The sequence below is a fragment of the Mesorhizobium sp. WSM3879 genome, assembly GCF_002294915.1.
Classification (GTDB): domain Bacteria; phylum Pseudomonadota; class Alphaproteobacteria; order Rhizobiales; family Rhizobiaceae; genus Mesorhizobium.
Genome location: NZ_NSFZ01000021.1, coordinates 47,498 through 70,475, shown reverse-complemented (window position 1 = coordinate 70,475; position 22,978 = coordinate 47,498). Strand labels below are relative to the sequence as shown.

General features: G+C 64.2%; 19 protein-coding genes and 1 tRNA gene. 8 read left to right on the top strand and 12 right to left on the bottom strand.

Going from position 1 to position 22,978, the window contains the following annotated elements:
• Positions 1-201 precede the first annotated feature (201 nt).
• On the bottom strand, positions 202-588 hold the full coding sequence (locus tag CK218_RS29205) for a MerR family DNA-binding transcriptional regulator (protein WP_040969921.1): 387 nt from the start codon (positions 586-588) through the stop codon (positions 202-204).
• A gap of 144 nt (positions 589-732) precedes the next feature.
• Entirely contained in the window at positions 733-2,151 is a 1,419-nt protein-coding gene (gene mgtE / locus CK218_RS29200; RefSeq protein ID WP_067329211.1) for a magnesium transporter, read from the bottom strand.
• A gap of 391 nt (positions 2,152-2,542) precedes the next feature.
• Between mgtE and CK218_RS29195 the strand changes: the two genes are divergently transcribed.
• The 7 genes from CK218_RS29195 (at position 2,543) to CK218_RS29165 (ending at position 11,375) form a co-directional block, all read left to right on the top strand.
• Positions 2,543-3,166 (top strand): response regulator transcription factor, encoded by a 624-nt coding sequence (locus CK218_RS29195; protein WP_095829713.1) that lies wholly within the window; start codon positions 2,543-2,545, stop codon positions 3,164-3,166.
• Between the two features lie 121 nt (positions 3,167-3,287).
• On the top strand, positions 3,288-4,478 hold the full coding sequence (locus CK218_RS29190) for an aminotransferase class V-fold PLP-dependent enzyme (RefSeq protein WP_095829707.1): 1,191 nt from the start codon (positions 3,288-3,290) through the stop codon (positions 4,476-4,478).
• A 10-nt stretch (positions 4,479-4,488) separates the two neighbouring features.
• Positions 4,489-5,451 (top strand): CoA ester lyase, encoded by a 963-nt coding sequence (locus CK218_RS29185; RefSeq protein WP_095829706.1) that lies wholly within the window; start codon positions 4,489-4,491, stop codon positions 5,449-5,451.
• Positions 5,452-5,468: 17 nt separating this feature from the next.
• Positions 5,469-6,656 carry a malate--CoA ligase subunit beta gene (locus CK218_RS29180; RefSeq protein WP_067001218.1) on the top strand — a complete coding sequence of 396 codons (1,188 nt, stop codon included), beginning with the start codon at positions 5,469-5,471 and terminating at the stop codon, positions 6,654-6,656.
• Positions 6,657-6,669: 13 nt separating this feature from the next.
• On the top strand, positions 6,670-7,569 hold the full coding sequence (sucD, locus tag CK218_RS29175) for a succinate--CoA ligase subunit alpha (protein WP_067001220.1): 900 nt from the start codon (positions 6,670-6,672) through the stop codon (positions 7,567-7,569).
• 86 nt (positions 7,570-7,655) lie between these two features.
• Positions 7,656-8,624: a D-glycerate dehydrogenase gene (locus tag CK218_RS29170; RefSeq protein WP_095829705.1), complete on the top strand. Its 969-nt coding sequence runs from the start codon at positions 7,656-7,658 to the stop codon at positions 8,622-8,624.
• A 66-nt stretch (positions 8,625-8,690) separates the two neighbouring features.
• A complete protein-coding gene (locus CK218_RS29165; protein ID WP_095829704.1) occupies positions 8,691-11,375 on the top strand; it encodes a phosphoenolpyruvate carboxylase in 2,685 nt (894 codons plus the stop codon).
• A gap of 145 nt (positions 11,376-11,520) precedes the next feature.
• Here the strand turns inward: CK218_RS29165 and CK218_RS29160 are convergent.
• Positions 11,521-11,605 (bottom strand) — tRNA-Leu (locus CK218_RS29160).
• A gap of 240 nt (positions 11,606-11,845) precedes the next feature.
• Between CK218_RS29160 and lipB the strand changes: the two genes are divergently transcribed.
• Positions 11,846-12,589, top strand: a complete 744-nt coding sequence (gene lipB, locus CK218_RS29155; protein ID WP_095829703.1) for a lipoyl(octanoyl) transferase LipB — start codon at positions 11,846-11,848, stop codon at positions 12,587-12,589.
• 10 nt (positions 12,590-12,599) lie between these two features.
• Here the strand turns inward: lipB and CK218_RS29150 are convergent, their stop codons facing one another.
• From CK218_RS29150 to nuoN, 9 genes are all read right to left on the bottom strand, one after another.
• On the bottom strand, positions 12,600-13,850 hold the full coding sequence (locus CK218_RS29150; RefSeq protein ID WP_095829702.1) for an SRPBCC family protein: 1,251 nt from the start codon (positions 13,848-13,850) through the stop codon (positions 12,600-12,602).
• 495 nt (positions 13,851-14,345) lie between these two features.
• Positions 14,346-15,029, bottom strand: a complete 684-nt coding sequence (locus tag CK218_RS29145) for an ABC transporter ATP-binding protein (protein WP_179294634.1) — start codon at positions 15,027-15,029, stop codon at positions 14,346-14,348.
• The gene (locus CK218_RS29140; RefSeq protein WP_067001237.1) at positions 15,026-16,309 is read right to left on the bottom strand and encodes a lipoprotein-releasing ABC transporter permease subunit; all 1,284 of its coding nucleotides are present in this window, start codon (positions 16,307-16,309) and stop codon (positions 15,026-15,028) included. The genes CK218_RS29145 and CK218_RS29140 overlap by 4 nt, the downstream gene beginning before the upstream one ends.
• Entirely contained in the window at positions 16,309-17,634 is a 1,326-nt protein-coding gene (proS, locus tag CK218_RS29135) for a proline--tRNA ligase (protein WP_095829712.1), read from the bottom strand. Before proS ends, CK218_RS29140 begins: the two co-directional genes overlap by 1 nt.
• A gap of 577 nt (positions 17,635-18,211) precedes the next feature.
• A complete protein-coding gene (locus CK218_RS29130) occupies positions 18,212-18,496 on the bottom strand; it encodes a DUF1467 family protein (RefSeq protein WP_095779752.1) in 285 nt (94 codons plus the stop codon).
• Positions 18,493-18,897: a methylmalonyl-CoA epimerase gene (mce, locus tag CK218_RS29125; RefSeq protein WP_067001242.1), complete on the bottom strand. Its 405-nt coding sequence runs from the start codon at positions 18,895-18,897 to the stop codon at positions 18,493-18,495. Before mce ends, CK218_RS29130 begins: the two co-directional genes overlap by 4 nt.
• 93 nt (positions 18,898-18,990) lie before the next feature.
• Positions 18,991-20,661: a ribonuclease J gene (locus tag CK218_RS29120; RefSeq protein WP_095779753.1), complete on the bottom strand. Its 1,671-nt coding sequence runs from the start codon at positions 20,659-20,661 to the stop codon at positions 18,991-18,993.
• A 49-nt stretch (positions 20,662-20,710) separates the two neighbouring features.
• Positions 20,711-21,532, bottom strand: a complete 822-nt coding sequence (locus CK218_RS29115; RefSeq protein ID WP_095779754.1) for a biotin--[acetyl-CoA-carboxylase] ligase — start codon at positions 21,530-21,532, stop codon at positions 20,711-20,713.
• 4 nt (positions 21,533-21,536) lie between these two features.
• Positions 21,537-22,973 (bottom strand): NADH-quinone oxidoreductase subunit NuoN, encoded by a 1,437-nt coding sequence (gene nuoN, locus CK218_RS29110; RefSeq protein ID WP_095829700.1) that lies wholly within the window; start codon positions 22,971-22,973, stop codon positions 21,537-21,539.
• Positions 22,974-22,978: the final 5 nt, after the last annotated feature.

Genomic DNA, 22,978 nt, shown 5'->3' with positions numbered 1-22,978 from the left:
CCGGACGACACCCGCCGAGTGCTCAAACTACTTCGCCAATGCAGGATACGACCGGAGATGACTTCATCCCGCTCTAGGGCGAAGCAAGCCGCGACGCCGCTTCGCGGCTGCTCCGCCGTGGGATGACGAAGTTCGAAAGCTCCGGCCAATCTCGAACGTCTGCGACGGTTAGCCTAGCTGAATTCTTTGGCTGTCAGCGGGCTACGTGTTCACGCCCAGCTCCGCCAACCGCTCCACGCAGGACTCCTCGGCCTGGTCGAGCTCGGCAAGCGTCTCCTCGAGGTCGCGCCGTTTCTGGCGCAGGTCCTCGCGCTTTTCCTCGATGCGCTTGATCATCAGCTTGAGCTGGCCGACCTCGCCGGGCGGTTCCTTGTACATCTGGATGATTTCGCGGATCTCGGCGATCGAGAAGCCGAGCCGCTTGCCGCGCATGATCTGGCGGATCAGATGCCGGTCGGACGGGCGAAACAGCCGCGTGCGCCCGCGCCGGATCGGCTGCACCAGCCCCTCGTCCTCATAGAACCGCAACGTCCGGGTGGACACGTCGAATTCGCGCGTCAGCTCTGTGATCGTGTAATATTCCCGCATTCTCGCTCCCACGCCCAAACGTCCAGGCATCGCCACGCAGAAGCGTCGCCCTTTCTCCAATCAACCCCGTCTGTGCCGGAATCGGCATCTGACCCCAGGGCAACGTCGCACGGCATTTACGTAAAAGTCAATTATAGCACTGTCTCAGGGAACGCCAAACCACCACGTGGCCAATCCGAGGAATGCAAAGAAGCCGACGCAGTCGGTGACGGTCGTGACGAAGACGGCGGAGGCTACCGCCGGGTCGATCTTGAAGCGGTCGAGCAGCAGCGGGATGAGAATGCCTGCCAGGGCCGCCGCGAACATGTTGATGATCATCGCCGCCGCGATAATGCCGCCCAGGTTGGGGTCGTGGAACCACAGTCCAGCAACCATGCCGATCAGCACCGCAAAGACGATGCCGTTGATGAAGCCCACTCCCACCTCACGGCGGATGATCCGGGCGGCGTTGTAGATGTCCAGATCCCTGGTCGCCAGCGCCCGCACCGTGACGGTCATCGTCTGCGAGCCGGCATTGCCGCCCATGCCGGCAACGATCGGCATCAGCACAGCGAGCGCCACGATATGCTCGATGGTCTGGTCGAACAGGCCAATCACCGAGGCCGCGAGAAACGCCGTGACCAGATTGACGAGCAGCCACGGCACACGCGATCGCGAGGTCGCAAGCACGGTGTCGGATAGCTCTTCGTCGCCGACGCCGCCCATGCGCAGAAGGTCCTCCTCTGCCTCCTGCTGGATGACGTCGACCACGTCGTCGATGGTGAGCACGCCGACCAGACGCTCGTTCTCGTCGACCACGGCGGCCGAGAGCAGGTCGTACTGCTCGAATTCCCGCGCCGCCTCTTCCTGGTCCATGGTGGCGGGGATGGCATGGCGCGTCTCATGCATCACCTCCTCGACCTTCACCGCGCGCTTGGTGCGCAGGATCTGGTCGAGATCGATGGCACCGAGCAGTTTGAAGCTCGGGTCGATGACGAAGATCTGGCTGAAGCGATCGGGAAGGTTCTTGTCCTCGCGCATGTAGTCGATCGTCTGGCCGATGGTCCAGAACGGCGGCACGGCGACGAACTCGGTCTGCATGCGCCGGCCGGCCGTCTCTTCCGGATAGTCGAGCGCGCGCCGCAGCCGGATGCGCTCGGTGAACGGCAGTTGCGACAGGATCTCGTCCTGGTCCTCCTGGTCGAGGTCTTCCAGGATGTAGACGGCGTCGTCGGAATCGAGTTCCTGCACCGCCTGCGCGATCTGTTCGTTGGGCAAATTGTCGACGATGTCGAGCCGGATCGCCTCATCGACCTCTGTCAGCGCCGAAAAGTCGAAATCCGAGCCAAGCAATTCGACCAGCGCGCGGCGCTGCTCGGGATGGAGTGCTTCCAGCAGATCGCCGAGTTCCGACTGATGCAGGTCGTCGACTTCGCGTTTTAAGATGAGCGTGTCGCGATCGGCGATGGCCGCGCCGATCTGCGCAAGGAAGGCAGAACGGACGGCGCCGTCCTCGCCATAGATGTCAGCGCCGCCTTCCTCGACGGTCCTGGCGCCGGTCGTCTCTCTGTCCTGGCCTTCCACCAGCGCCTCCCGCCAACAGCAATCCGGAAAGGGTGTGAATCAGGTCTAGAGCATGAGCCCGAAAAGTGGAAACCGCATTTCGGGAAACCCGATGCTTATGCGGCAGATAGGGTCGAGACACGATTCGTCCTGAGAAAATATAGCCGTAGCGCGCGGAATATTCAGAGAAATGTCCCCGCGACGCCTCCCGGTAAAGGCGGGTCGCGCCGCATTTGCGGGTTCAGCCGCCGCGACAGCGCATGTCGCTGCGGAAAGAGCGCCCTTTTGCTGTTGGGGCAGAATTGCCATGATGCAGGTCCAGGTGGATCGGCAAGCGCGAGATCGACAGGACAATCGGCAGGCCTTGAACCTCAAGTCCCGGAAAACGAACGAAGCAGTTGGCGAGCAGCGCGTGCGTGTTATCGTCGCCGAGCGCAATCCGCTTGTCGTGTCTGCGCTTCGCGAGATGCTGGAATGCGACGGGCGTTTCGAGCTGTTGAGCTCCGTGCCGAGCGGCAAGCAATTCTTGGAATTGGCGGCGAACACCGGGTTCGACGTCGCCGTCATCGGCTGGAAGCTCGCCGACATGGATGGCGCCGATGTCCTGGCGGAAGTCCAGATCCGCAAGCTCGACCTGCGCATCACGGTCTTTTCCAATGATCATGACATCGGCATCCTGAAGCAGTGCGTGCGGCTCGGCGCCCAGGGCTATTGCTTTCAGTTCGACGATCCCTCGATCATATTCGAGACGATCCTGGCGGTCGCGCATGGGCGCATCTGCATCCCTTACATCGACATCAACAAGGTCAACGATACGCCGCTGTCGCAACTCACCGTGCGTGAGCGCGAATTGCTTGCGGTGCTTTCCGACGGCTGGACCAATCTCCAGATCGCGACCCGCACCGGGATCTCCGAGAACACGGTGAAGTACCATCTCAAAAATCTTTACGACAAGCTCGACGTGCGCAACCGCGCCATGGCTGTCGCGCTCTATGCCAACGAGAGGAGACGCGGCTCCAAATCGCCTTTCGGGTAGGCGGATCGGGTAGGCTCGACCTACCCGCGCGTGGCGACAACTTACCCGGCAAGGTGTTGTTGCTCGGCGCCATCGACACGAAACTTCCTCCAGCATCCCAAAACGTAGGAGGAGTTTGCGCATGGCCGGGTTTACCCATCTTTTCATCCCTGGACCCACCAACATTCCTGAAGAGGTCCGGCAGGCGATGAACCTGCCGATGGAAGACATGCGCGCCGCCTCCTTCCCCAATCTGACGCTGCCGCTGTTCGAGGACATCAAGAAGGTTTTCAAGAACGAGACCGGCCGCGTCTTCATCTATCCGTCGTCCGGCACCGGCGCCTGGGAGGCGGCGATGACCAACGTGCTCAACCCGGGCGACCGGGTGCTTATGTCGCGCTTCGGCCAGTTCTCGCATCTGTGGGTCGACATGGCCGAGCGCCTCGGCTTCGATGTCGACGTCATCGATTGCGAATGGGGAACCGGCGTCCCGCTCGACCTCTATGCCGAAAGGCTGCGGGCGGACAAGTCGCACCAGATCAAGGCGGTCTTCTGCACGCAAAACGAGACCGCGACCGGCGTTACCAGCGACGTCGCTGGCTGCCGAGCGGTGCTCGATGCGGTGAACCACCCAGCGCTCCTCTTCGTCGACGGGGTCTCGTCGATCGGCTCGATCGACTTCCGTCAGGAGGAATGGCGCGTCGACTGCGCGGTAAGCGGCTCGCAGAAAGGTTTCATGCTGCCCGCCGGCCTCGGCTTCCTGTCGGTCAGCAAGAAGGCGCTGGCGGCGTCGCGAGTCGCGACCCACCGGCGCTGCTACTTCTCCTTCGATGACATGATCCGCGCCAACGACGCCGGCTATTTCCCCTACACGCCCGCCACGCAGCTGCTGCGCGGCCTGCGCGCCTCGCTCGACCTGATCGCCGAGGAAGGGCTGGACAACATCTTCGCGCGCCACCATCGCCTGGCCGAAGGCGTGCGCAAGGCGGTCGACGCTTGGGGGTTGAAGCTGTGCGCCAAGGCGCCGCAATGGCACTCCGATACGGTGAGCGCGATCCTGGTGCCGGAAGGCATCGACAGCGGCGACGTGGTCAAGCGTGCCTACCGCACCTATCAGACATCGCTCGGCGGCGGCCTCAACAAGGTCTTCGGCAAGGTCTTCCGCATCGGCCATCTCGGCTGGCTGAACGAGGTGATGGTCTGCGCCTCGCTGTCGGCGGCCGAAATGGCGCTGCTTGATTGCGGCGTGCGCCTGGCGCCGGGCTCGGGCGTGGCGGCTGCGATCGAGCATTTCCGGCGCACGGCCGCAATGCCGGTCGCCGAGGCGGCGTGAGGAACGGACGATGAGCCACACCATCAACCACCTCAAGAAGCTCAGGCTCCAGCGCAGCGAGCTGGCGGTTCCCGGCTCCAGCCCGGAAATGATCGACAAGGCGGCGAACAGCGCCGCCGACTTCGTCTTCCTCGACATCGAGGACGCGGTGGCGCCGCCCGACAAAGAGCGCGCGCGCAAGAACATCATCCAGGCGCTGAACGACATCGATTGGCGCGCCAAGGGCAAGACCGTATCGGTGCGCATCAACGGCCTCGACACCCACTACATGTACCGCGACGTGGTCGACGTCATGGAACAGGCCGGCGACCGGCTGGACACGATCCTGGTGCCGAAGGTCGGCGTACCGGCGGACCTCTATATGGTCGAGGCCATGGTCAACCAGATCGAGATGGCCAAGGGTTTCAACACCCGGGTCGGCCTCGAAGCGCTGATCGAAACCGCGCTCGGCATGGCCAATGTCGAGGCGATCGCCGCCACGCCCGGCCGGCTCGAAGCGATGCATTTCGGTGTCGCCGATTACGCCGCCAGCAACAAGGCGCGCACCGTCAACATCGGCGGCCTCAACCCTGACTATCCCGGCGATCAGTGGCATTTCGCCCTGTCGCGCATGACTGTCGCCTGCCGCGCCTATGGCTTGCGCGCCATCGACGGACCGTTCGGCGATTTCTCCGACCCCGAAGGTTACACAGCAGCCGCCAGGCGCGCCGCCGCACTCGGCATCGAAGGCAAATGGGCGATCCATCCCTCGCAGATCGCTCTGGCCAACGACGTGTTCTCGCCGCCGGAAAAGGAGGTCACCCGCGCTCGCCGCATCCTTGAGGTGCTCAAGGAAGCGGAGGCGCTCGGCAAGGGCGCGGCGGCGCTCGACGGCAAGATGATCGACGCTGCCTCGGAACGCATGGCACGCAATGTTCTGGTGGTGAGCGAGGCGATCGAGCGCGCCAGCCAGGCGCATAGCGCAGCGCATTAGATTACCGGGAGGACAAGATGGACATTCACGAATACCAGGCCAAGGAACTGCTCGCCCGCCACGGCGTGCACGTCCCACGCGGCGGCCTTGCCTACAGCCCCGAGCAGGCGACCTACCGGGCGCGCGAGATCGGCGGCTCGAAATGGGTGCTGAAGGCGCAGGTCCATTCCGGCGCGCGCGGCAAAGCCGGCGGCATCAAGCTCTGCTCCAACGACGAGGAGATCTCCAACGCCGCCGAGGGAATGCTCGGCCGCAAGCTGGTCACCCAGCAGACCGGCCCGCGCGGCAAGCTGATCTCGCGCCTCTATCTCGAGGAAGCCGTCGACATCGCGCAGGAGCTCTATCTCGGCTTCGTGCTCGACCGGAAGGAAGAGCGCGTCATGATCGTGGCATCGGCCGCCGGCGGCATGGAGATCGAGGACATTTCCGAAAAGAAGCCGGATTCCATCATCCGCGCCACCGTCGATCCGGGCGTCGGCATGCAGGGCTTCCAGGCGCGCGAGATCGCCTTCGGCCTCGGACTTGAAAGCAACCTGATCGGCAAGGCCACCGAGACCATCCTCGGCTGCTACCAGGTGTTCCGCGACTACGACGCCTCGATGCTGGAGATCAATCCGCTGGTGGTGACCCGCGACGGCAGCCTCGTCGCGCTCGACGCCAAAATGTCGTTCGACGAGAACGCGCTGTTCCGCCGCCCGGAAATCTCGGAACTGCGCGACAAGAGCCAGGAAGACCCGCGCGAGACCTTTGCGAGCGATCGCGGTCTCTCCTATGTCGGGCTGGACGGCAATATCGGCTGCATCATCAACGGCGCAGGCCTCGCCATGGCGACGATGGACATGATCAAGATCGCCGGCGGCGAGCCCGCCAATTTCCTCGACATCGGCGGCGGCGCCTCGCCCGAGCGGGTGGCCAAATCCTTCCGCGCCGTGCTCGGCGACAAGAATGTCGAGACCATCCTGGTCAACATCTTCGCCGGCATCAACCGCTGCGACTGGGTCGCCGAGGGCGTCATCAAGGCGATCCGCGAGGTCGGCGTCGACGTGCCGCTGGTGGTGCGCCTCTCCGGCACCAAGGTCGAGGAAGGACGCAAGATCCTGGCCGACTCCGGCGAGGCGGTGATCGTCGCCGATACGCTGGCCGAAGCCGCCGAAAAGGCCGTCGCCGCCTGGCGCGAAGCCACCAAGAACAAGAAAGCAGCCTGAGGGAGGTCGAGAAATGGCAATCCTGCTCAACCGCAGCACGCGCGTCATCGTCCAGGGTTTCACCGGCAAGATCGGCAGCTTCCACGCCGACGACATGAAGCGCTACGGCACAAAGCTGGTCGGCGGCGTCACCCCCGGCAAAGGCGGCCAGACGCATCTCGGCCTGCCCGTCTTCAACACCGTCAAGGGCGCTGTACGCGAGACCCGCGCCGAGGCGAGCATCGTCTTCGTGCCGCCGCCCTTCGCCGCCGATTCGATCATGGAGGCGGCGGACGCCGGCATTAAGCTTTGCGTCTGCATCACCGACGGCATCCCCTCCCAGGACATGATGCAGGTGAAGCGCTACATGCGCCGCTACCGCTTCGAGGACCGCATGCGGCTCGTCGGCCCGAACTGCGCCGGCGTCATCACGCCCGGACAGGCGTTGATGGGCATCATGCCCGGCAGCATCTATCTCCCCGGACGCGTTGGCATCGTCGGGCGCTCGGGCACGCTGGGCTACGAGGCCGCCTCGCAGATGAAGGCGTTGGGCATCGGTGTCTCGACCAGCGTCGGCATCGGCGGCGATCCGATCAATGGTTCGTCCTTCAAGGATATTCTTCAGCTCTTCGAGCGCGACGAGGACACCGACGCCGTGGTGATGATCGGCGAGATCGGCGGACCACAGGAAGCCGAGGCCGCGATCTGGGCGCGCGACAACATGCGAAAGCCGCTGATCGCCTACATCGCCGGACTTTCGGCGCCGAAGGGCCGCCGCATGGGCCATGCCGGCGCCATCATCTCCGCCTTCGGCGAGTCGGCGCAGGAAAAGGTCGAGATCCTGAAAGACGCCGGCGTCGTCATCGTGCCGACGCCTGCCTCCTTCGGCGAGGTCGTGGCCGATACGCTGGCGCGGACCAAGAAGGCGGCGTGACGGCCCCCACGGCCGCACAGTCCACAAAAAGGTGAAGTCTGGGCCGGCGCAAACGTCGCGGCGGCCATCGACCAGCAGGAAACTCGATGAAACCGCGTTTGATTGTCACCCGCAGATGGCCGGCCGCCGTCGAAGCGATCCTCGCCGAACGCTTCGACACGACGTTCAACGACAGCGACGAGCCGCTGAGCCCTGCCGCGATGACGTCCGCCTTCGCGCATTTCGACGCGATCCTGGCGACGGTCAGCGACCGCTTGCCGGTTGCGGTGTTCCCCGAGACCGCCGCCCGCACCCGCATCATCGCCAATTTCGGCGTCGGCTTCAGCCATATCGATGTCGCGGCGGCCCGCGACCGCGACATCGTGGTGACCAACACGCCTGGCGTGCTGACCGATTGCACCGCCGACCTTGCGCTTAGCCTGATGCTGGCCGTCGCGCGCCGGACCGGCGAGGGCGAGCGGCAGTTGCGCGCCGGCGAGTGGCGAGGCTGGTCGCCGACCCACATGGCCGGGGCAAAAGTGTCGGGCAAGACCTTGGGTATTGTCGGCATGGGGCGCATCGGCAAAGCGACGGCCAGGCGCGCGCATTTCGGCTTCGGCATGAAGATCTTATTCTTCAACCGGTCACCGGTCGATGATGACGAGACGCGCGCTATGGGCGCGGAGCAGTTGCCGACTTTGGACGATGTGCTTACGGCATCCGATTTCGTCTCGCTGCACTGTCCGGGCGGCGCGGAAAACCGCCATCTCATCGATGCTCGAAGCCTGGGGTTGATGAAACGCGGCGCCTTCCTGATCAACACCGCGCGCGGCGACGTCGTCGACCAGGATGCCCTGATCGGTGCACTGCAACGGCGCGAGATCGCAGGTGCAGGTCTCGACGTCTTTGCCGACGAGCCCGCCGTTCCGGAAGCGCTGAAGCAGTTGGAGAACGTCGTGCTGTTGCCGCATCTCGGCAGCGCGACCGAGGAAACGCGGGTGGCGATGGGCATGAAGGTGGTGGAGAACCTGACCGCCTTCTTCGAAGGCCGCCCCGTCCCCGATCGGGTCGCCTGACAGCCGGCGCCGCCCTCCATTCAAGGCGCTGCTGCAGTTGCAATCGGTGCAGCCGAGGAAAGCGGTTTGGAACAGAGCAGACGCATCAAATTTCGCGAGGACGAGCGCAGCCTCCTGTTGCGCCTGCTGCTTCAGGTCGCAAGCGCTCGTGAGCCCGAGGTCGCCGCCGTACTGAGCGGGCGTCGGTCGCTTGTCTCGCTTGCCGCGGAACAACGCATCCCGGCGCTTCAGGCGAGCGGCGTGTGGTTCCAGTTGTTGACGATTGCCGACGAGTTGCTTGCCATGCGGGCGCGGCGCGAACTCGAACAAGGCGCGGGCGCCGACGAGGTGACCGGGTCCTTCGCCAGCGTGGCCGCGCAGATGGCGGCGAACGGCCGCTCGGCGGGGGAAGTCCAGGCCACGCTCGATGAGCTATGTGTCGGGCCGACCATGACCGCGCACCCCACGGAGGCCAAGCGCGTCACGGTGCTGGAGATCCATCGCCGCATCTATCGCAAGTTGACCGAGCTCGACCAGCCGCGCTGGGCGCCGCGCGAACGCGACCTGTTGGTCGCCGATCTGGAAAGCGAGATCGAGCTTCTGTGGATGACGGGCGAGCTGCGACTTGAGCGCCCGACGGTCGAGGGCGAAATCGCCTGGGGCCTGCACTTCTTTCGCGAAGTCATCTTCGAGGCAACGCCGCAGCTCTACGGCAAGCTTCAAGGCGCGTTCGAGCGTCACTATCCGGGAGAGCCGATCAGAATCCCCTCCTTCATGCGCTATGCCTCGTGGATCGGCGGCGACCGCGACGGCAATCCAAATGTGACGGCCGCAGTCACCGCTCATGCCCTGGCCGAATACCGCAATACCGCCATAAGCTGGTATCTGACGCAGGTGCAGCGGCTGGTGACGGTGCTCAGCGCCAGCTCCAACGTCATCGACCTGCCGCCGAGCTTCAAGCCGGTGCTGCAAGCCGCGCTTGACAAAAGCGGGCAGGCGCAAGCGATTGCCGCCCGCAACCCCGATGAACCGCTTCGCCAATTCGCTTCGGCCATGCTTGCCCGGCTGGCGGCGACGCGCGACGGCGGCACGGCGGCATATCTCTCGGCGGAAGCGTTTCGTGCCGATCTCAACGCACTGTCTTCCGTTCTCGAATCGATCGGTGGGCGCGCGGTCGCCAGGCGCTTCGTCCAGCCTCTCATCTGGCAAGCCGGAAGCTTCGGCTTCCGTACGGTCTCGCTCGACATCCGGCAGAACTCCGCGGTCGTCAACCGGGTGCTGGCCGAGCTGTTTGCGCTGACAGATCCGGCCGACCCGGTCTCACCCGGCACGCCGCGATGGTCGGCGCACCTCCGCTCAAGCCTCAGCCAGGGCGAGCAACCGGAGATCGACGCAGGCCGGCTCTCGCCTGAGGCGGCCGAACTGCTTTCGACATTCTCTGTCATCGCCAGGCACAATTCGGGCGCGGATGCCGACGCCGTTGGCTCGTTCGTGCTCAGCATGACCCGCTCGGCCGACGACCTGCTCGCGGTCTATCTGCTGGCGCAATATTGCGGACTTTCGACCGCCCCTGGTAGTAGCGGCACGATCAGGCTGCGCATCGTGCCATTGTTCGAGACCATCGCCGATCTGCAGGCCGCTCCTGCCGTCCTGAATGATTTGCTCGGTGTTTCGCTGGTGCGGCGGACTGTGCGCGATTTTGGCGCGCGCCAGGAAATCATGCTTGGCTATTCGGATTCCAACAAGGACGGCGGCTTCCTCGCCTCCAATTGGGAACTGGCGAAAGCACAAAAGCGCCTTGCCGCAATCGGGCGCAAGCACAAGGTCAGGATCAGTTTCTTTCACGGTCGCGGCGGCTCCGTCAGCCGTGGCGGCGCGCCGACCGGCCGGGCGATCGCGGCGCAGCCGGCGGGCACTGTCGCCGGCAGGATGCGGGTAACCGAGCAGGGCGAGGTCGTTTCTTCGAAATTCGCCAATCGCGGCACCGGCCTCAACCAGCTCGAGGTTCTCGCCGCCGGCGTTCTGGCCCACAGTGTCGGATCGCCCGCTGATGTCGGGCCGAAGCAAACGCCGGAGTTCGACGAAGCGCTCGAGGCTCTGGCGGGCATGTCGCAGGCATCCTATGCCCGGTTGATGGCCGAGCCCGGGTTCCTCGATTATTTCAACCAGGCGAGCCCCGTTGCGGAACTGGCGCTGCTGAAGATGGGCTCACGGCCGGATCGCCGTTTCGGCGCCAGCGGCATTGCCGACCTGCGCGCCATTCCATGGGTGTTCGCCTGGAGCCAGAACCGTCATCTGTTGACCGGCTGGTATGGCATCGGCAGCGCGCTGAACGCCTTTGTCACGGTGCGCGGCGAGGCCGGGCGCGAGCTTCTGGCCCGCATGTTCGAGCGCTCGCGCTTCTTCCGTCTGATCGTCGACGAGGCCGAGAAGACGCTCTACCAGTCCGACATGGAGATCGCGCAGCTCTACGCCGGCCTGGTAGCCGACGCCGATGCAGCTTGGCGAATCTACGGCCGCATCGGAGCCGAATACGAGCTGACGCGACGCCTGATCGGTGACCTCACCGGCGGCGATCTTTCCGCGCGCTTTCCGATGTTCAAGCGGCGTTTCGACAATCTGCGGCGACAGATGGACGACATCCACCGCCTGCAGGTCGATCTGCTGCGCGAGGTTCGGACCAGTCCCGGCACGGCGGATCGAAGGCGGACGACCGACGCCCTGCTCGTCTCGATCAATTGCATCTCGGCCGGCCTTGGCTGGACGGGATAGGTCCTTTTTTTCAGAACTGAAGGGCTTGAAAGCCAAAGCGGCGGCGCGGTCGTCCTCAGGATCTGGCGCGGCTTTTGTTTGGCCCGCAGAACGTCGAGCGCGCCGCCTCACGGGCTCATCCAAGCAGTGCCTTTTTGGGGGAGAATGGTGCGGTCGAGAAGACTCGAACTTCCACGGGTTGCCCCACAGCGACCTCAACGCTGCGCGTCTACCAATTCCGCCACGACCGCACGTGGTAGGAGCCGGAACCGTCCGGCCCGGGGCCTGTAGCAAATCGTTTCCGGCGAAACAAGGGTGCGGTGCGGAATATTCGCTAATGCATGTCGCCCAAAAGTGCGTGGCGGTTTTTGGGAGAACGACATGCTCAGACAAAGCTCCTGGCGCAATGCTCCACAGCCTCGACACGGGCAGGCCGAAACTGGACGTTTCAGCCAATTGCCGCCATATGAGGGGAGCATCGAGAAAGTTCCATGACAGAACGCAGCCAGATCGCCACGTCGTTCCTGCCCCTTCCCGGTTCGGCGCCGGTCGAGTGGGTCATCGAGCCCGGCCTGACGTCTTATCCCGACGCGCTCGCCTTCATGGAATCGCGCGCCGAGGCCATCCGCAATGGCGCTGCCGGCGAGATGGTCTGGCTGGTCGAGCATCCGCCGCTCTACACCGCCGGCACCAGCGCCCGTATCGAGGACCTCATCGACCCTGACCGCTTTCCGGTCTTTGCCGCGGGACGCGGCGGCGAATACACCTATCACGGCCCCGGCCAGCGGGTCGCCTATGTCATGCTCGACTTGAAGCGCCGGCGCGAGGATGTCCGCGCTTTCGTCGCCGCGCTCGAAGAGTGGATCATCGGCACGCTTGCCGCCTTCAATGTGCGCGGCGAGCGCCGCGAGGATCGCGTCGGCGTCTGGGTGGTGCGGCCGGATCGCCCTGCCATGCCTGACGGCAGCCCTGCCGAGGACAAGATCGCCGCAATCGGCATCAGGCTCAGGCGCTGGGTGAGCTTTCACGGCATTGCCATCAATGTCGAGCCGGAGCTTTCCCACTTCGGCGGCATCGTGCCCTGCGGCGTTTCGGACCATGGCGTGACCAGCCTCGTCGACCTCGGCCTTCCGGTCACCATGGCCGATCTCGATCTCGCGCTGAAATCCGCCTTCGAGGACGTGTTCGGGCCTGCCGCGGCCCCGGTCGCCGACCTGGCCCGAAAGGCAGGGTAATCCGGCGCGGCTACATCAGCCGCGCTGAGGCCCAGAGCACGCCATAGCCGTGGATGGCGAAGACCGCGAGCAGCGCGCCGGCCATAGCCAGGCGGTCGAAGGCGCGGATCGGCTTCAGCTCGTGGCGCGGTTTCACGCCGCTGCCGACCGTGAGCAGGCTGAGGACCGAGAACACCGTGCCGGCGACGAGCAGGAAGCTTGGCGAGAAGCCGGCGCGCCAGCCGAGCGCCAGCAAGGCGAACAGCAGCAGGAAGGAGGCAAGCGCCAGCGCGATCGGGCCCGGGCAGATCTGGCGCAGCACTTGGCCGCCGTCGAACTTCCACACCGGCACCAGATTGGCGATGTTGAACAGCGACGCGCAGCCCGCAAGCGTCGCCAGCAGCACTGCCGCGAGACGATGCCCTTCGCTGCCGGCAAGGCCGCTGGCGGCGATCAGCAGAGGCACAAGGAAAGCGGAGAAGCCCGCCCCCATCAGCGCCACGAACGCGACCTCGAAGCGGCTGTCATAGGGCCTGCCGCCCATGGCGATACCGCCAAGCAACGGGATGAAGATCATGCGCGCCCTGCGGTGTCCCGTCAGGCGGAACGCCGCCATGTGGCCGAGCTCGTGCAGCGCCACCACCGAGGTTAGGATCGCGGCCAGCGCCAGCCCGCCGAGGTTGAGGCCGAAGAACGGCCACAGGATGAAGGCCGAAAGCACGGCAAAGCCGATCTGGCTCACCGGATGCTCGAACCAGCCGCCCCTGCGATATGTTCCGGTTCTCGCCCAGACCTGCAGCTTGGCGAGCTCGCGGCGCATGGCGAAGTAGCGGAAGATCAGGAAGGCGACGCCGCGATAGCGGTCGGTTTGCGTGAGCGTAACGCGCGTCGCATCGCCTTCGGGCGCGAGCGCGGTGGTTTCGCGATAGTCGGCCCAGAACGAGGGATCGAGAGCCGTGTCCTCAACGACGCGCATCGAGAAACGGCTGCCTTCCACCACATCGTCGAGCCGTGCCTTGCGTTCGATCGGCCGCCCGTCGCGCCCTTCCCAGGACAGCTTGATCGACGTCGTCCCCTCGCCGTCCATGGGTTCGGCAGAGAGGATTTCACCGGACCAGCCGGCGTCGCTGCCGAACGGCCACAGCGCCTGCCAGAGGCGATTCCGGCCAGCCTCGATCACGCGGCTGACCGTAACCGTGCGCAGCCCGAGCGGCACCGTCATCAAGAAAAAGATGAGTCCGAGATTTCCGGCCACGAGTGTGACCGTGGCGATGACCGACACTGCCCTTGCTCCCTGTCTTTGCGAGGCAAGCTAGCGGGGGTGCGGCCAAGAAAAGCTTAACAATGGGCGGGCTCGTGCCCGTCCCAAACAGAGAGCGGACCCTTCGTCCGCCCAAGGCGGCGGCCAGCCGCCTGCTCACATGGCGCCAATCCAGATCGCCATGGAAATGAGAAAGGTGCTCATGCAGACCAGCGAGACGACATCCTGAACCAGATCGGCCATAGCTCTCTCCTGTTGTTAATATGTTCGCAATTTGTTCTAATTTTGTTCGAATGTCAACGATCAGCCGAGAGGCATGCTGGCGAATTCAGGCGATCCGTTTGCGCACGGTTAAGGAAAGGTTGACGAGACGATAGGCTCTTTTTGAGCGCGCGGAGGGCAAGTCGAGATCGGGCAGAGCCGAGGATAGTAAGTTCCGAGGACCGGAGACGGCGGTACTGTACGCGCAAGAAACTGCGGTCGATAGCGCCGGCCTCAGCCTACTATCGGCTTGCCTTAAAGCGGCACCACCTTGCCTTCTGCCAGCGTCACCCGCCGGTCCATTCGCGAGGCCAGCTCGTGATTGTGGGTGGCGATCAGCGCCGCCAGCCCCGACTGCCTGACCAGCGCCTCCAGCGCATCGAACACGTAAGAGGCGGTGGCCGGGTCGAGATTGCCGGTAGGTTCGTCGGCCAGCAGCACCAGCGGCGCATTGGCGACCGCGCGCGCGATCGCCACGCGCTGCTGCTCGCCGCCGGATAGCTCGGCCGGCCGGTGCTGCGCCCGCTTGCCGATCTGCATGTAGTCGAGAAGCTGCGCCGCCCGCTCGGATGCCTCCTTGCGGCCGAGCCCCTTGATCAGCTGCGGTATCATGATGTTTTCGAGCGCGGTGAACTCCGGCAGCAGATGATGGAACTGGTAGACGAAGCCGACATCGTTGCGGCGGATAGCGGTGCGCTCGTCATCCGACAGCCGGCCACAGGCGCGGCCGCTGAGGATCACGTCGCCGGCGTCCGGCCGCTCGAGCAGCCCCGCCGTATGCAGCAGCGTCGACTTGCCGGTGCCCGACGGCGCCACCAGCGCCACCATCTCGCCACGCCTAAGCGAGAAGTCGGCGCCGTTCAGAATGGTCAGCTTGCGCGGCCCCTGGACATAGTGCCGCTCGACGCCCTTAAGCTCGATAATGGCTTCGGCCATCACTCGTACCTCAAGGCTTCGACCGGATCGAGCCGGGCTGCCCGCCAGGCCGGAAATACCGTGGCCAGGAAAGACAGGGTGAGCGCCATGATGACGACATAGGTGGTCTCGCGCGGGTCCATTTTCGCAGGCAACTGGCTGAGGAAATAGAGCTCGGGATTGAACAGGATCCTGCCGGTCATCCAGGAGAAGAACTGGCGGATCGATTCGATGTTGAGACAGATGACGACGCCGAGCAGCACGCCGGCGATGGTGCCGGTGACCCCGATCGCAGCCCCGGTCATCAGGAAGATGCGCAGGATCGCGCCGCGCGACGCGCCCATGGTGCGCAGGATCGCGATGTCGTGTCCTTTGTCCTTCACCAGCATGATGAGGCCGGAGATGATGTTGAGTGCCGCCACCAGTACGATCAGCGTGAGAATCATGAACATGACGTTGCGCTCGACCTGCAGCGCCGAGAAGAAGGTCTCGTTGCGCTGGCGCCAGTCGACGAGGTCGACCGGCCGCTGCGCCGCCTGCTCGACCAACGGCTTCAGCGCATCGACATTGTCGGGATTGTCGACGTAGATCTCGATGGTCTGCGCCCGTCCGTCCATGTTGAAATAGAGCTGGGCTTCCGAAAACGGCATGTAGACGATCGAGCTGTCATATTCCGACATTCCGACCTCGAAGATCGCCGCCACCTTGTAGCCCTTCATGCGCGGCGTGGTGCCAAGCGGGGTAACGTCGCCTTCGGGTGAGATCAGCGTGATGGTGTCGCCGAGCACCAGCCCGAGATTCTCGGCCATGCGCTTGCCGATCGCCACGCCATCGCCGGTGTCGAAACCGTCGAGCGTGCCCTGCTTGATGTTGCTGGACACAATCGAGATCTTGTTGAGATCCTCGGCGCGAATGCCGCGCACCAGCGCGCCGGTGCCGCCGCCGACATTGCCTTGCGCCAGCACCTGCCCGTCGATCAGCGGGATGGCGTATTTGACGCCGGCAACGCCGTTGATGCGGCTCGCCACCTGCGCATAGTCCTCCAGCGGCGAATCGAGCGGCTGCACGATCAGATGGCCGTTGACGCCGAGGATGCGGGTGAGCAGCTCGGCGCGAAAACCGTTCATCACCGCCATGACGACGATCAGCGTGGCGACGCCCAGCATGATGCCGAGGAACGAGATCGAGGCGATGACCGAGATCACCGTCTCCTTGCGCCGCGAACGCAGGTAGCGCCACGCCACCATGCGCTCGAAGCCTGAAAAGGCGCCTGCCGGCGATCGAGCTGCAGCCGCCTCGCCCATCAGGCGATACCCAGGCGTTTCTGGGCCTCCGCAATCGGCAGCGTCTCGCGCTCGCCGCTCCGGCGGTTCTTGATCTCGACCTCGCCGCTAGCCACCCCGCGCGGTCCGACGATCACCTGCCAGGGCAGACCGATCAGGTCGGCGGTTGCGAACTTGCCGCCCGGCCGCTGGTCGGTGTCGTCATAAAGCACGTCCTTGCCGGCCGAGGTCAGCGCTGCGTAGAACCCGTCGCAGACGCGGTCGCATTCGGCGTCGCCGACCTTCATGTTGATCAGACCGATATCGAACGGCGCGACCGCTTCCGGCCAAATGATGCCGTTCTCGTCATGGCTCGCCTCGATGATCGCCGCGACCAGCCGCGACGGGCCGATGCCGTAGGAACCGCCCGAAGCATAATGGTCCTTGCCATCGGGACCGGTGACCTTCGCGTTCATCGGCTTCGAATACTTCTCGCCGAAATGGAAGATATGGCCGACCTCGATGCCGCGCGCCGAGAGCCTCTCGCCTTCGGGCACCTTCTCCCATGCCGCTTCGTCATGCATCTCGTCGGTGGCGGCGTAAGGAGTCGTCCATTTCGTCACGATGCCGCCGATCTCGGCATCGTTGGAGAAGTTCGTATCCGCGCCGGGCACGTCGAGCGACAGATAGGCGCGGTCGCAGAACACCTGGCTCTCGCCGGTCTCGGCCAGGATGATGAACTCGTGGCTGAGGTCGCCGCCGATCGGGCCGGTATCGGCGCGCATCGGAATGGCCTGCAGGCCCATGCGCGTGAACGTCCTCAAGTATGAGACGAACATGCGGTTATAGGCGGCTCTGGCGCCTTCAAAATCGAGATCGAAGGAGTAAGCGTCCTTCATCAGGAACTCGCGCGAGCGCATCACGCCGAAGCGGGGGCGCACCTCGTCGCGGAACTTCCACTGGATGTGATAGAGGTTGAGCGGCAGGTCCTTGTAGGACTTGACGTAGGCGCGGAAGATCTCGGTGACCATTTCCTCATTGGTCGGACCATAGAGCATGTCGCGGTCCTGCCGGTCCTTGATGCGCAGCATCTCCTTGCCGTAGTCATTGTAACGGCCGCTCTCGCGCCACAGATCCGCCGACTGGATCGTGGGCATCAGGATTTCCAGCGCGCCGGCTCGGTTCTGCTCCTCGCGGATGATCTGGCAGACCTTGTCCAGCACGCGCTTGCCGAGCGGCAGCCAGGAGAAGCTGCCCTGCCCCTGCTGGCGGATCATGCCGGCGCGCAGCATCAGCCGATGCGAGACAATTTCGGCCTCACGGGGGTTTTCTTTCAGAATGGGCAGGAAGTAGCGCGACAAACGCATGGACTGGTCCGTGAATGAAAAAATGGCGGCGCGGGGAATCGGCGCAACCGAGGCTGCTTGCCCGGGCTTCATAGCCATTTCATGACCGAATGGAAACCCGAGCGCTCTAAAGTGTTGCGGCGTTCTGCGGATGATCAAAAGGGCCCGTTTTGGCCACCAAAGTGCCGCATCTGGCCTTTTGATCGATTCACAAGCAAGCCCTGCCCCACTATTGTGCAGTGCAGCACGATATTGCCTATTTGGGGGCAAAATTCTTCGTGACATTTTCACCTGCCTTGGTCTAGTGTGCGCCGATAACCGAGAGGGCGGAGAAAAATCTGCTCTCCTACGCGGTCAAAGTCTTGGGAGGATGCGATCTAGGCGCGGTTACTCGCTGCCGCCGGACACCGGAAACAGATCGGACGCGTTTAAATTGCAAGGCCTCGTGCCTTGCATTTTTTTTGTGCAATCATCTGCTTAGCACCACGACCTGCCAAACAGCATTATGCTGCGCCAGCCCTTGAAATCGGAAGCCGGCCTCCAATTTCAACCAGCACGGGCGCGGGCTGATCAATACTTGCGGAAACAGTGCAGGCCGCTAGCGGCCGGCAGTATGAGTAAAGTCCGGCACGATGTGCGGAATGTCATCGAAGCCGAAGCCGAGCCCCCTTGTCAGGCCGTAGAAAATGCCGATCACGATCGCGGTGACGATTGTCGTGCGGATCGCCGCGCGCAGCATGTGCGGTCCCTTCGGCGCGCTCGAGACCGTGCCGAGCGTCACGTCCTTGTCCTCATCCTGGGTGCGCAGGCTGAACGGCAGCACCGCAAACAGCACCAGCCACCAGGTGACGAAGAACAGTGCGACAAAGGAAACCCAGTTCATGCCTGCTCCAATTCCACCAGCGTGCCGAAAAAATCCTTGGGATGCAGGAACAGCACAGGCTTGCCATGCGCGCCGATCTTCGGATTGCCGTCGCCGAGCACACGCGCGCCGCTTGCTTTGAGCTGGTCGCGCGCGGCGAGGATATCGTCGACCTCGTAGCAGACATGATGCATGCCGCCCGACGGGTTCTTCGCGAGGAAGGCTGCGATCGGTGAAGCGTCGCCCAGCGGCTCCAGCAGCTCGATCTTGGTGTTGCCGACATCGACGAACACAACCGTGACGCCATGTTCCGGCAGCGCCTGCGGCTCGCTCAGCTGAGCGCCCAGCGTATCGCGATACGCAGCTGTCGCCGCAGCCAGGTTCGGCACGGCAAGCGCGACATGATTTAGGCGTCCGAGCATAAGCGCTCCGAAAGTTAGGGGAGTAGGGGGGTAGGAAAGACTCCGAGCTATTTGCTCTTCCCTACTCCCTTATTCCCGTACTCCCCTACTCCCTTATCTAGTGACAAACACCGTCACCAGCGGCTTCTTGCCCCAGGCTTCGTTGGCGGCGCCGCGGACGGCGCGGCGCACGGCCTCCTGCACAAGGTCGAGGTCTTTTCTGCGCTGGCGGGGGATCGAGTCCACCGCGCCGATTGCCGCATCGAGCATCAGGTCCTCTAGCGTCTCGCCGCTGGCATCGGCCTCGGCGACGCCGATCGCCACCAGATCGGGATCGCCGGCTAGCTCGTATTTCTCGTCGAGCACGACGTTGACCGCAACATGTCCGGCATAGGACAGCTTGCGCCGGTCGCGTATGCCCATCGCCTGATCGGTGCCGATCAAGTATCCATCCTTGTAGAGGCGGCCGAACGGCACCTGGTCGATGATCGTGGCCGGACCGGGCCAGAGCCTCAACATATCGCCGTCGCGCACCTGCGCCACCTGGCCGATGCCCGACATCGACATCAGCGAGCCCTGCGCCACCAGATGCGCCGCCTCGCCGTGCACCGGCACGCCGATCTGCGGCCGCACCCATTCATACATCTTGCGCAACTCGCTGCGGCGCGGATGGCCGGAGACATGCACCAGCGCGTCGCCGTCCTCGATGATCTTCATGCCGAGGTCGATCAGCCGGTTCTTGATTTCCAGGATCGCCTTCTCGTTGCCGGGAATGGTGCGCGACGAAAACACCACCGTGTCGCCGGCCGTCAGCGCCACCGACTTCATCTCGTCGCGCGAAAGCTTCGCAAGTGCGGCCAGCGGCTCGCCCTGGCTGCCGGTGCAGATGACCACCAGATTCTCGCGCGGGATATAGCCGTAATCCTCCTCGGCAATGAATTCCGGCAGGCCGTCCATGTAGCCGAGTTCGGTCGCGACATCGATCACGCGCTTCAGCGAGCGGCCGAGCACAAGGCACTGCCGGCCTGCATCCCGCGCAGCCTTGGCGATCGAAACGATGCGCCCAACATTGGAGGAAAAGGTGGTGACCGCGACGCGGCCCTTGGCGTTTTCGATGACGCCTTTCAGGCCCTCGCCGACCGCCACTTCCGACGGCGACTCCCCTTCCCTCAGCGCATTGGTGGAATCGCAGATCAGCGCCAGCACGCCCTTGTCGCCGTAAGCGCGGAAGCGCGCCTCGTCCGTCTTGGGGCCGATCGTCGGCGCCGGATCGATCTTCCAGTCGCCGGTGTGGATTACCGTGCCGGCGGGCGTGGAGATCGCCAGCGACATCGGCTCGGGAATGGAATGCGCAACCGGGATGGCTTCGATCTCGAACGGCCCGACAGTGAACGTCTCGCCGGCCCTGTAGATCATTGCCGGGATTTTTGGCGCGTTCTGCTCGCCCTGCCGTTTGGCCTCCAGCAGGCCGGCGGTGAACGGCGTCATCCAGACCGGCACTTTGAGCTTCGGCCAGATATCGAGCAGCGCGCCGTAATGGTCCTCATGCGCATGCGTTATGACCACGCCGCGCAAGCCGTCGAGGTTCTCCTCGATGAAGCGTGTGTCGGGCAGGATCAGATCGACGCCCGGATGCGCGCTGTCCGGAAATGTGACTCCGACATCGACTACGATCCATTCGCGCGCGTCCGCGGGCCCGTAGCCATAGAGGGCGAAGTTCATGCCGATCTCGCCGACGCCGCCGAGCGGCGCGAAGACGAGTTCGGCGTTCTCAGTATTCGCCATAAATCCTTTCCTTCCTGGCCAGTCAGGCCAAGCCAATCAAATCAAGTCGTCAAAGACGGGCCGACGCGACCGCGCCGAAATGCACGTCGCCGGCCGCGATCGTCAAAACAGTTCCGTCATCGTCGCGGATCACGAAACGGCAGTCCTCGTCAATGGTTTCGAAGACGCCGCGCACCACATTGCCGTCAATTCTGACAGCAACCTCGCCGCCGAGCCCCGCGGCGCGAGCCAACCAGCGTTTCCTAATCGCGCTAAGTCCCCGCCCGTCATCCCACAATCTGAAATTCTCGCTCCAGGCATCCGAGAGCGCCAGGAACAGCATCTCGGCATCGCAATTGGCGCCAAGTGCCTGCAGCGACGTCGCCGGATAAGGCAGATCCTCGGGGTATGCCACGACGTTGACGCCGATGCCGACGGCAACCGCGAAACGGCCGCCTTCGAGCAGGGTCGATTCCAGCAGGATGCCGGCAAGTTTGGCGCCGGTGGCGAGCACGTCGTTCGGCCATTTCAGCTCGAAGCGGTTGCGTCCTTCGCTGGCTCCGTCCAGGCCAACGGCGATCCGCCCTTGCGGGACGACGGCATCGAGCGCGTCGGCCAATGCAAGCCCAGCGACGAAGCCAAGCGTCGCGGCGAGCCGCAACTCGCCATTCGGAACCAGAAGCAGCGTCGCCGCCAGATTGCCTTCAGGCGTCGCCCAGGCGCGGCCGCGCCGACCGCGTCCGCTTTCCTGCCTCTTCGAGACGACCCAGAGTTTTCCCGGATCGCCCGCGCGTGCATGCTCAAGCGCCAGCGCGTTGGTCGAGCCGACGCTGTCATGGGCCTCGAGCCGGAACCCCTCCGACGCCGCGGTTGGAGCCAGCCGAAATGCCATCCCGTCAGAAGAAGGTCTTGGCGGCGGCTTCGGCATAGCTGCCGATCGGCCCGCCGATCAGCACATAGAACAGCACGAAGGCGCCGCTGACGCCGAGCACGAGGCGCAATTCGCTGGCCATCGGCACGAAGCCGCCGACAGGCTCGTCGAACCACATGATCTTGATGATGCGCAGGTAATAGTAGGCACCCACCACCGAAGCCAGCACGCCGATGATCGCCAGGGCATAGAGATGCGCGTTGATGGCGGCGAGGAACACGTACCATTTCCCCCAGAAGCCGGCGAGCGGCGGAATGCCGGCCAGCGAGAACATCAGGATGGTGAGGATGGTGGCCATGATGGGATTGGTCGAGGCGAGGCCCGCCAGATCGCCGATCTGCTCGACATTGCCCTCCTTGCGCCGCATGGCGAGGATGAAGGCGAAGGTGCCGAGCGTCATCACCAGATAGATCAGCATGTAGATCGCCACGCCGCGCACGCCGGCCTGGCTGTTCGCGGCAAGGCCGACCAGCGCGTACCCCATATGGCCGATCGAGGAATAGGCCATCAGCCGTTTGATGTTGGTCTGGCCGATCGCGGCGAAGGCGCCAAGCGCCATCGAGGCGATCGAGATGAACACGACGATCTGCTGCCAGTCGGCGGCGATCGGCTTGAAGGCCCCCATGGTGACGCGCACGATCAGCGCCATCGCCGCCATCTTCGGCGCGGCGGCCAGGAAGGCGGTGATCGGCGTCGGCGCGCCCTCATAGACGTCCGGCGTCCACATGTGGAACGGCACCGCCGAGATCTTGAAAGCGAGGCCGGCGAGCACGAAGACCAGGCCGAAGACAAGGCCGAGCTGACGTTCGCCGCTGCCCAGCGCCGTCGCGATCTCGTGGAAGCCGGTGTTGCCGGTATAACCGTAGACCAGCGAGATGCCGTAGAGCAGCATGCCCGACGACAGCGCGCCGAGAACGAAATATTTGAGGCCGGCCTCGGTCGAGCGGACATTGTCACGGTTGATCGCCGCCAGCACGTAGATCGCCAGCGACTGCAGCTCGAGCCCGAGATAAAGGCCGATCATGCCGTTGGCCGAGATCATCAGCATCATGCCGAGCGTGCACAGCACGATCAGCACCGGATATTCGAACTTGTCGAAATGCTCCTGCCTGGCAAACCGCATCGACATGACGAGCGTGACGGCAGAGCCGATCAGCGCCAGCATCTTCATGAAGCGGCCGAAGGAGTCCTGGACGAAAGCGCTGCCATAGGCAGACCCCTCGCCGCCGGAGAAAGCCAGCCACAGGCCGGCGATCACAAGCACCGCGACCGCGAGCCCGGTCACCGTCATGGTGTTGTTGGAGCGCGAATACGCACCCACCATCAGAAGCGCCAGCGCGCCGACGGCGAGGATCAGTTCCGGCGTCGAGAGCGAAAGGCTGGAGAGAAGGTCCGGCGTCATGGTGT

Bases quoted from the DNA above. Each gene is read 5' to 3' on its own strand.
- CK218_RS29205 (WP_040969921.1), bottom strand. From the start codon at position 588: ATGCGGGAATATTACACGATCACAGAGCTGACGCGCGAATTCGACGTG.
- CK218_RS29190 (WP_095829707.1), top strand. From the start codon at position 3,288: ATGGCCGGGTTTACCCATCTTTTCATCCCTGGACCCACCAACATTCCT.
- CK218_RS29185 (WP_095829706.1), top strand. From the start codon at position 4,489: ATGAGCCACACCATCAACCACCTCAAGAAGCTCAGGCTCCAGCGCAGC.
- CK218_RS29180 (WP_067001218.1), top strand. From the start codon at position 5,469: ATGGACATTCACGAATACCAGGCCAAGGAACTGCTCGCCCGCCACGGC.
- sucD (WP_067001220.1), top strand. From the start codon at position 6,670: ATGGCAATCCTGCTCAACCGCAGCACGCGCGTCATCGTCCAGGGTTTC.
- CK218_RS29170 (WP_095829705.1), top strand. From the start codon at position 7,656: ATGAAACCGCGTTTGATTGTCACCCGCAGATGGCCGGCCGCCGTCGAA.
- lipB (WP_095829703.1), top strand. From the start codon at position 11,846: ATGACAGAACGCAGCCAGATCGCCACGTCGTTCCTGCCCCTTCCCGGT.
- CK218_RS29140 (WP_067001237.1), bottom strand. From the start codon at position 16,309: ATGGGCGAGGCGGCTGCAGCTCGATCGCCGGCAGGCGCCTTTTCAGGC.
- proS (WP_095829712.1), bottom strand. From the start codon at position 17,634: ATGCGTTTGTCGCGCTACTTCCTGCCCATTCTGAAAGAAAACCCCCGT.
- CK218_RS29130 (WP_095779752.1), bottom strand. From the start codon at position 18,496: ATGAACTGGGTTTCCTTTGTCGCACTGTTCTTCGTCACCTGGTGGCTG.
- mce (WP_067001242.1), bottom strand. From the start codon at position 18,897: ATGCTCGGACGCCTAAATCATGTCGCGCTTGCCGTGCCGAACCTGGCT.
- CK218_RS29120 (WP_095779753.1), bottom strand. From the start codon at position 20,661: ATGGCGAATACTGAGAACGCCGAACTCGTCTTCGCGCCGCTCGGCGGC.
- CK218_RS29115 (WP_095779754.1), bottom strand. From the start codon at position 21,532: ATGGCATTTCGGCTGGCTCCAACCGCGGCGTCGGAGGGGTTCCGGCTC.
- nuoN (WP_095829700.1), bottom strand. From the start codon at position 22,973: ATGACGCCGGACCTTCTCTCCAGCCTTTCGCTCTCGACGCCGGAACTG.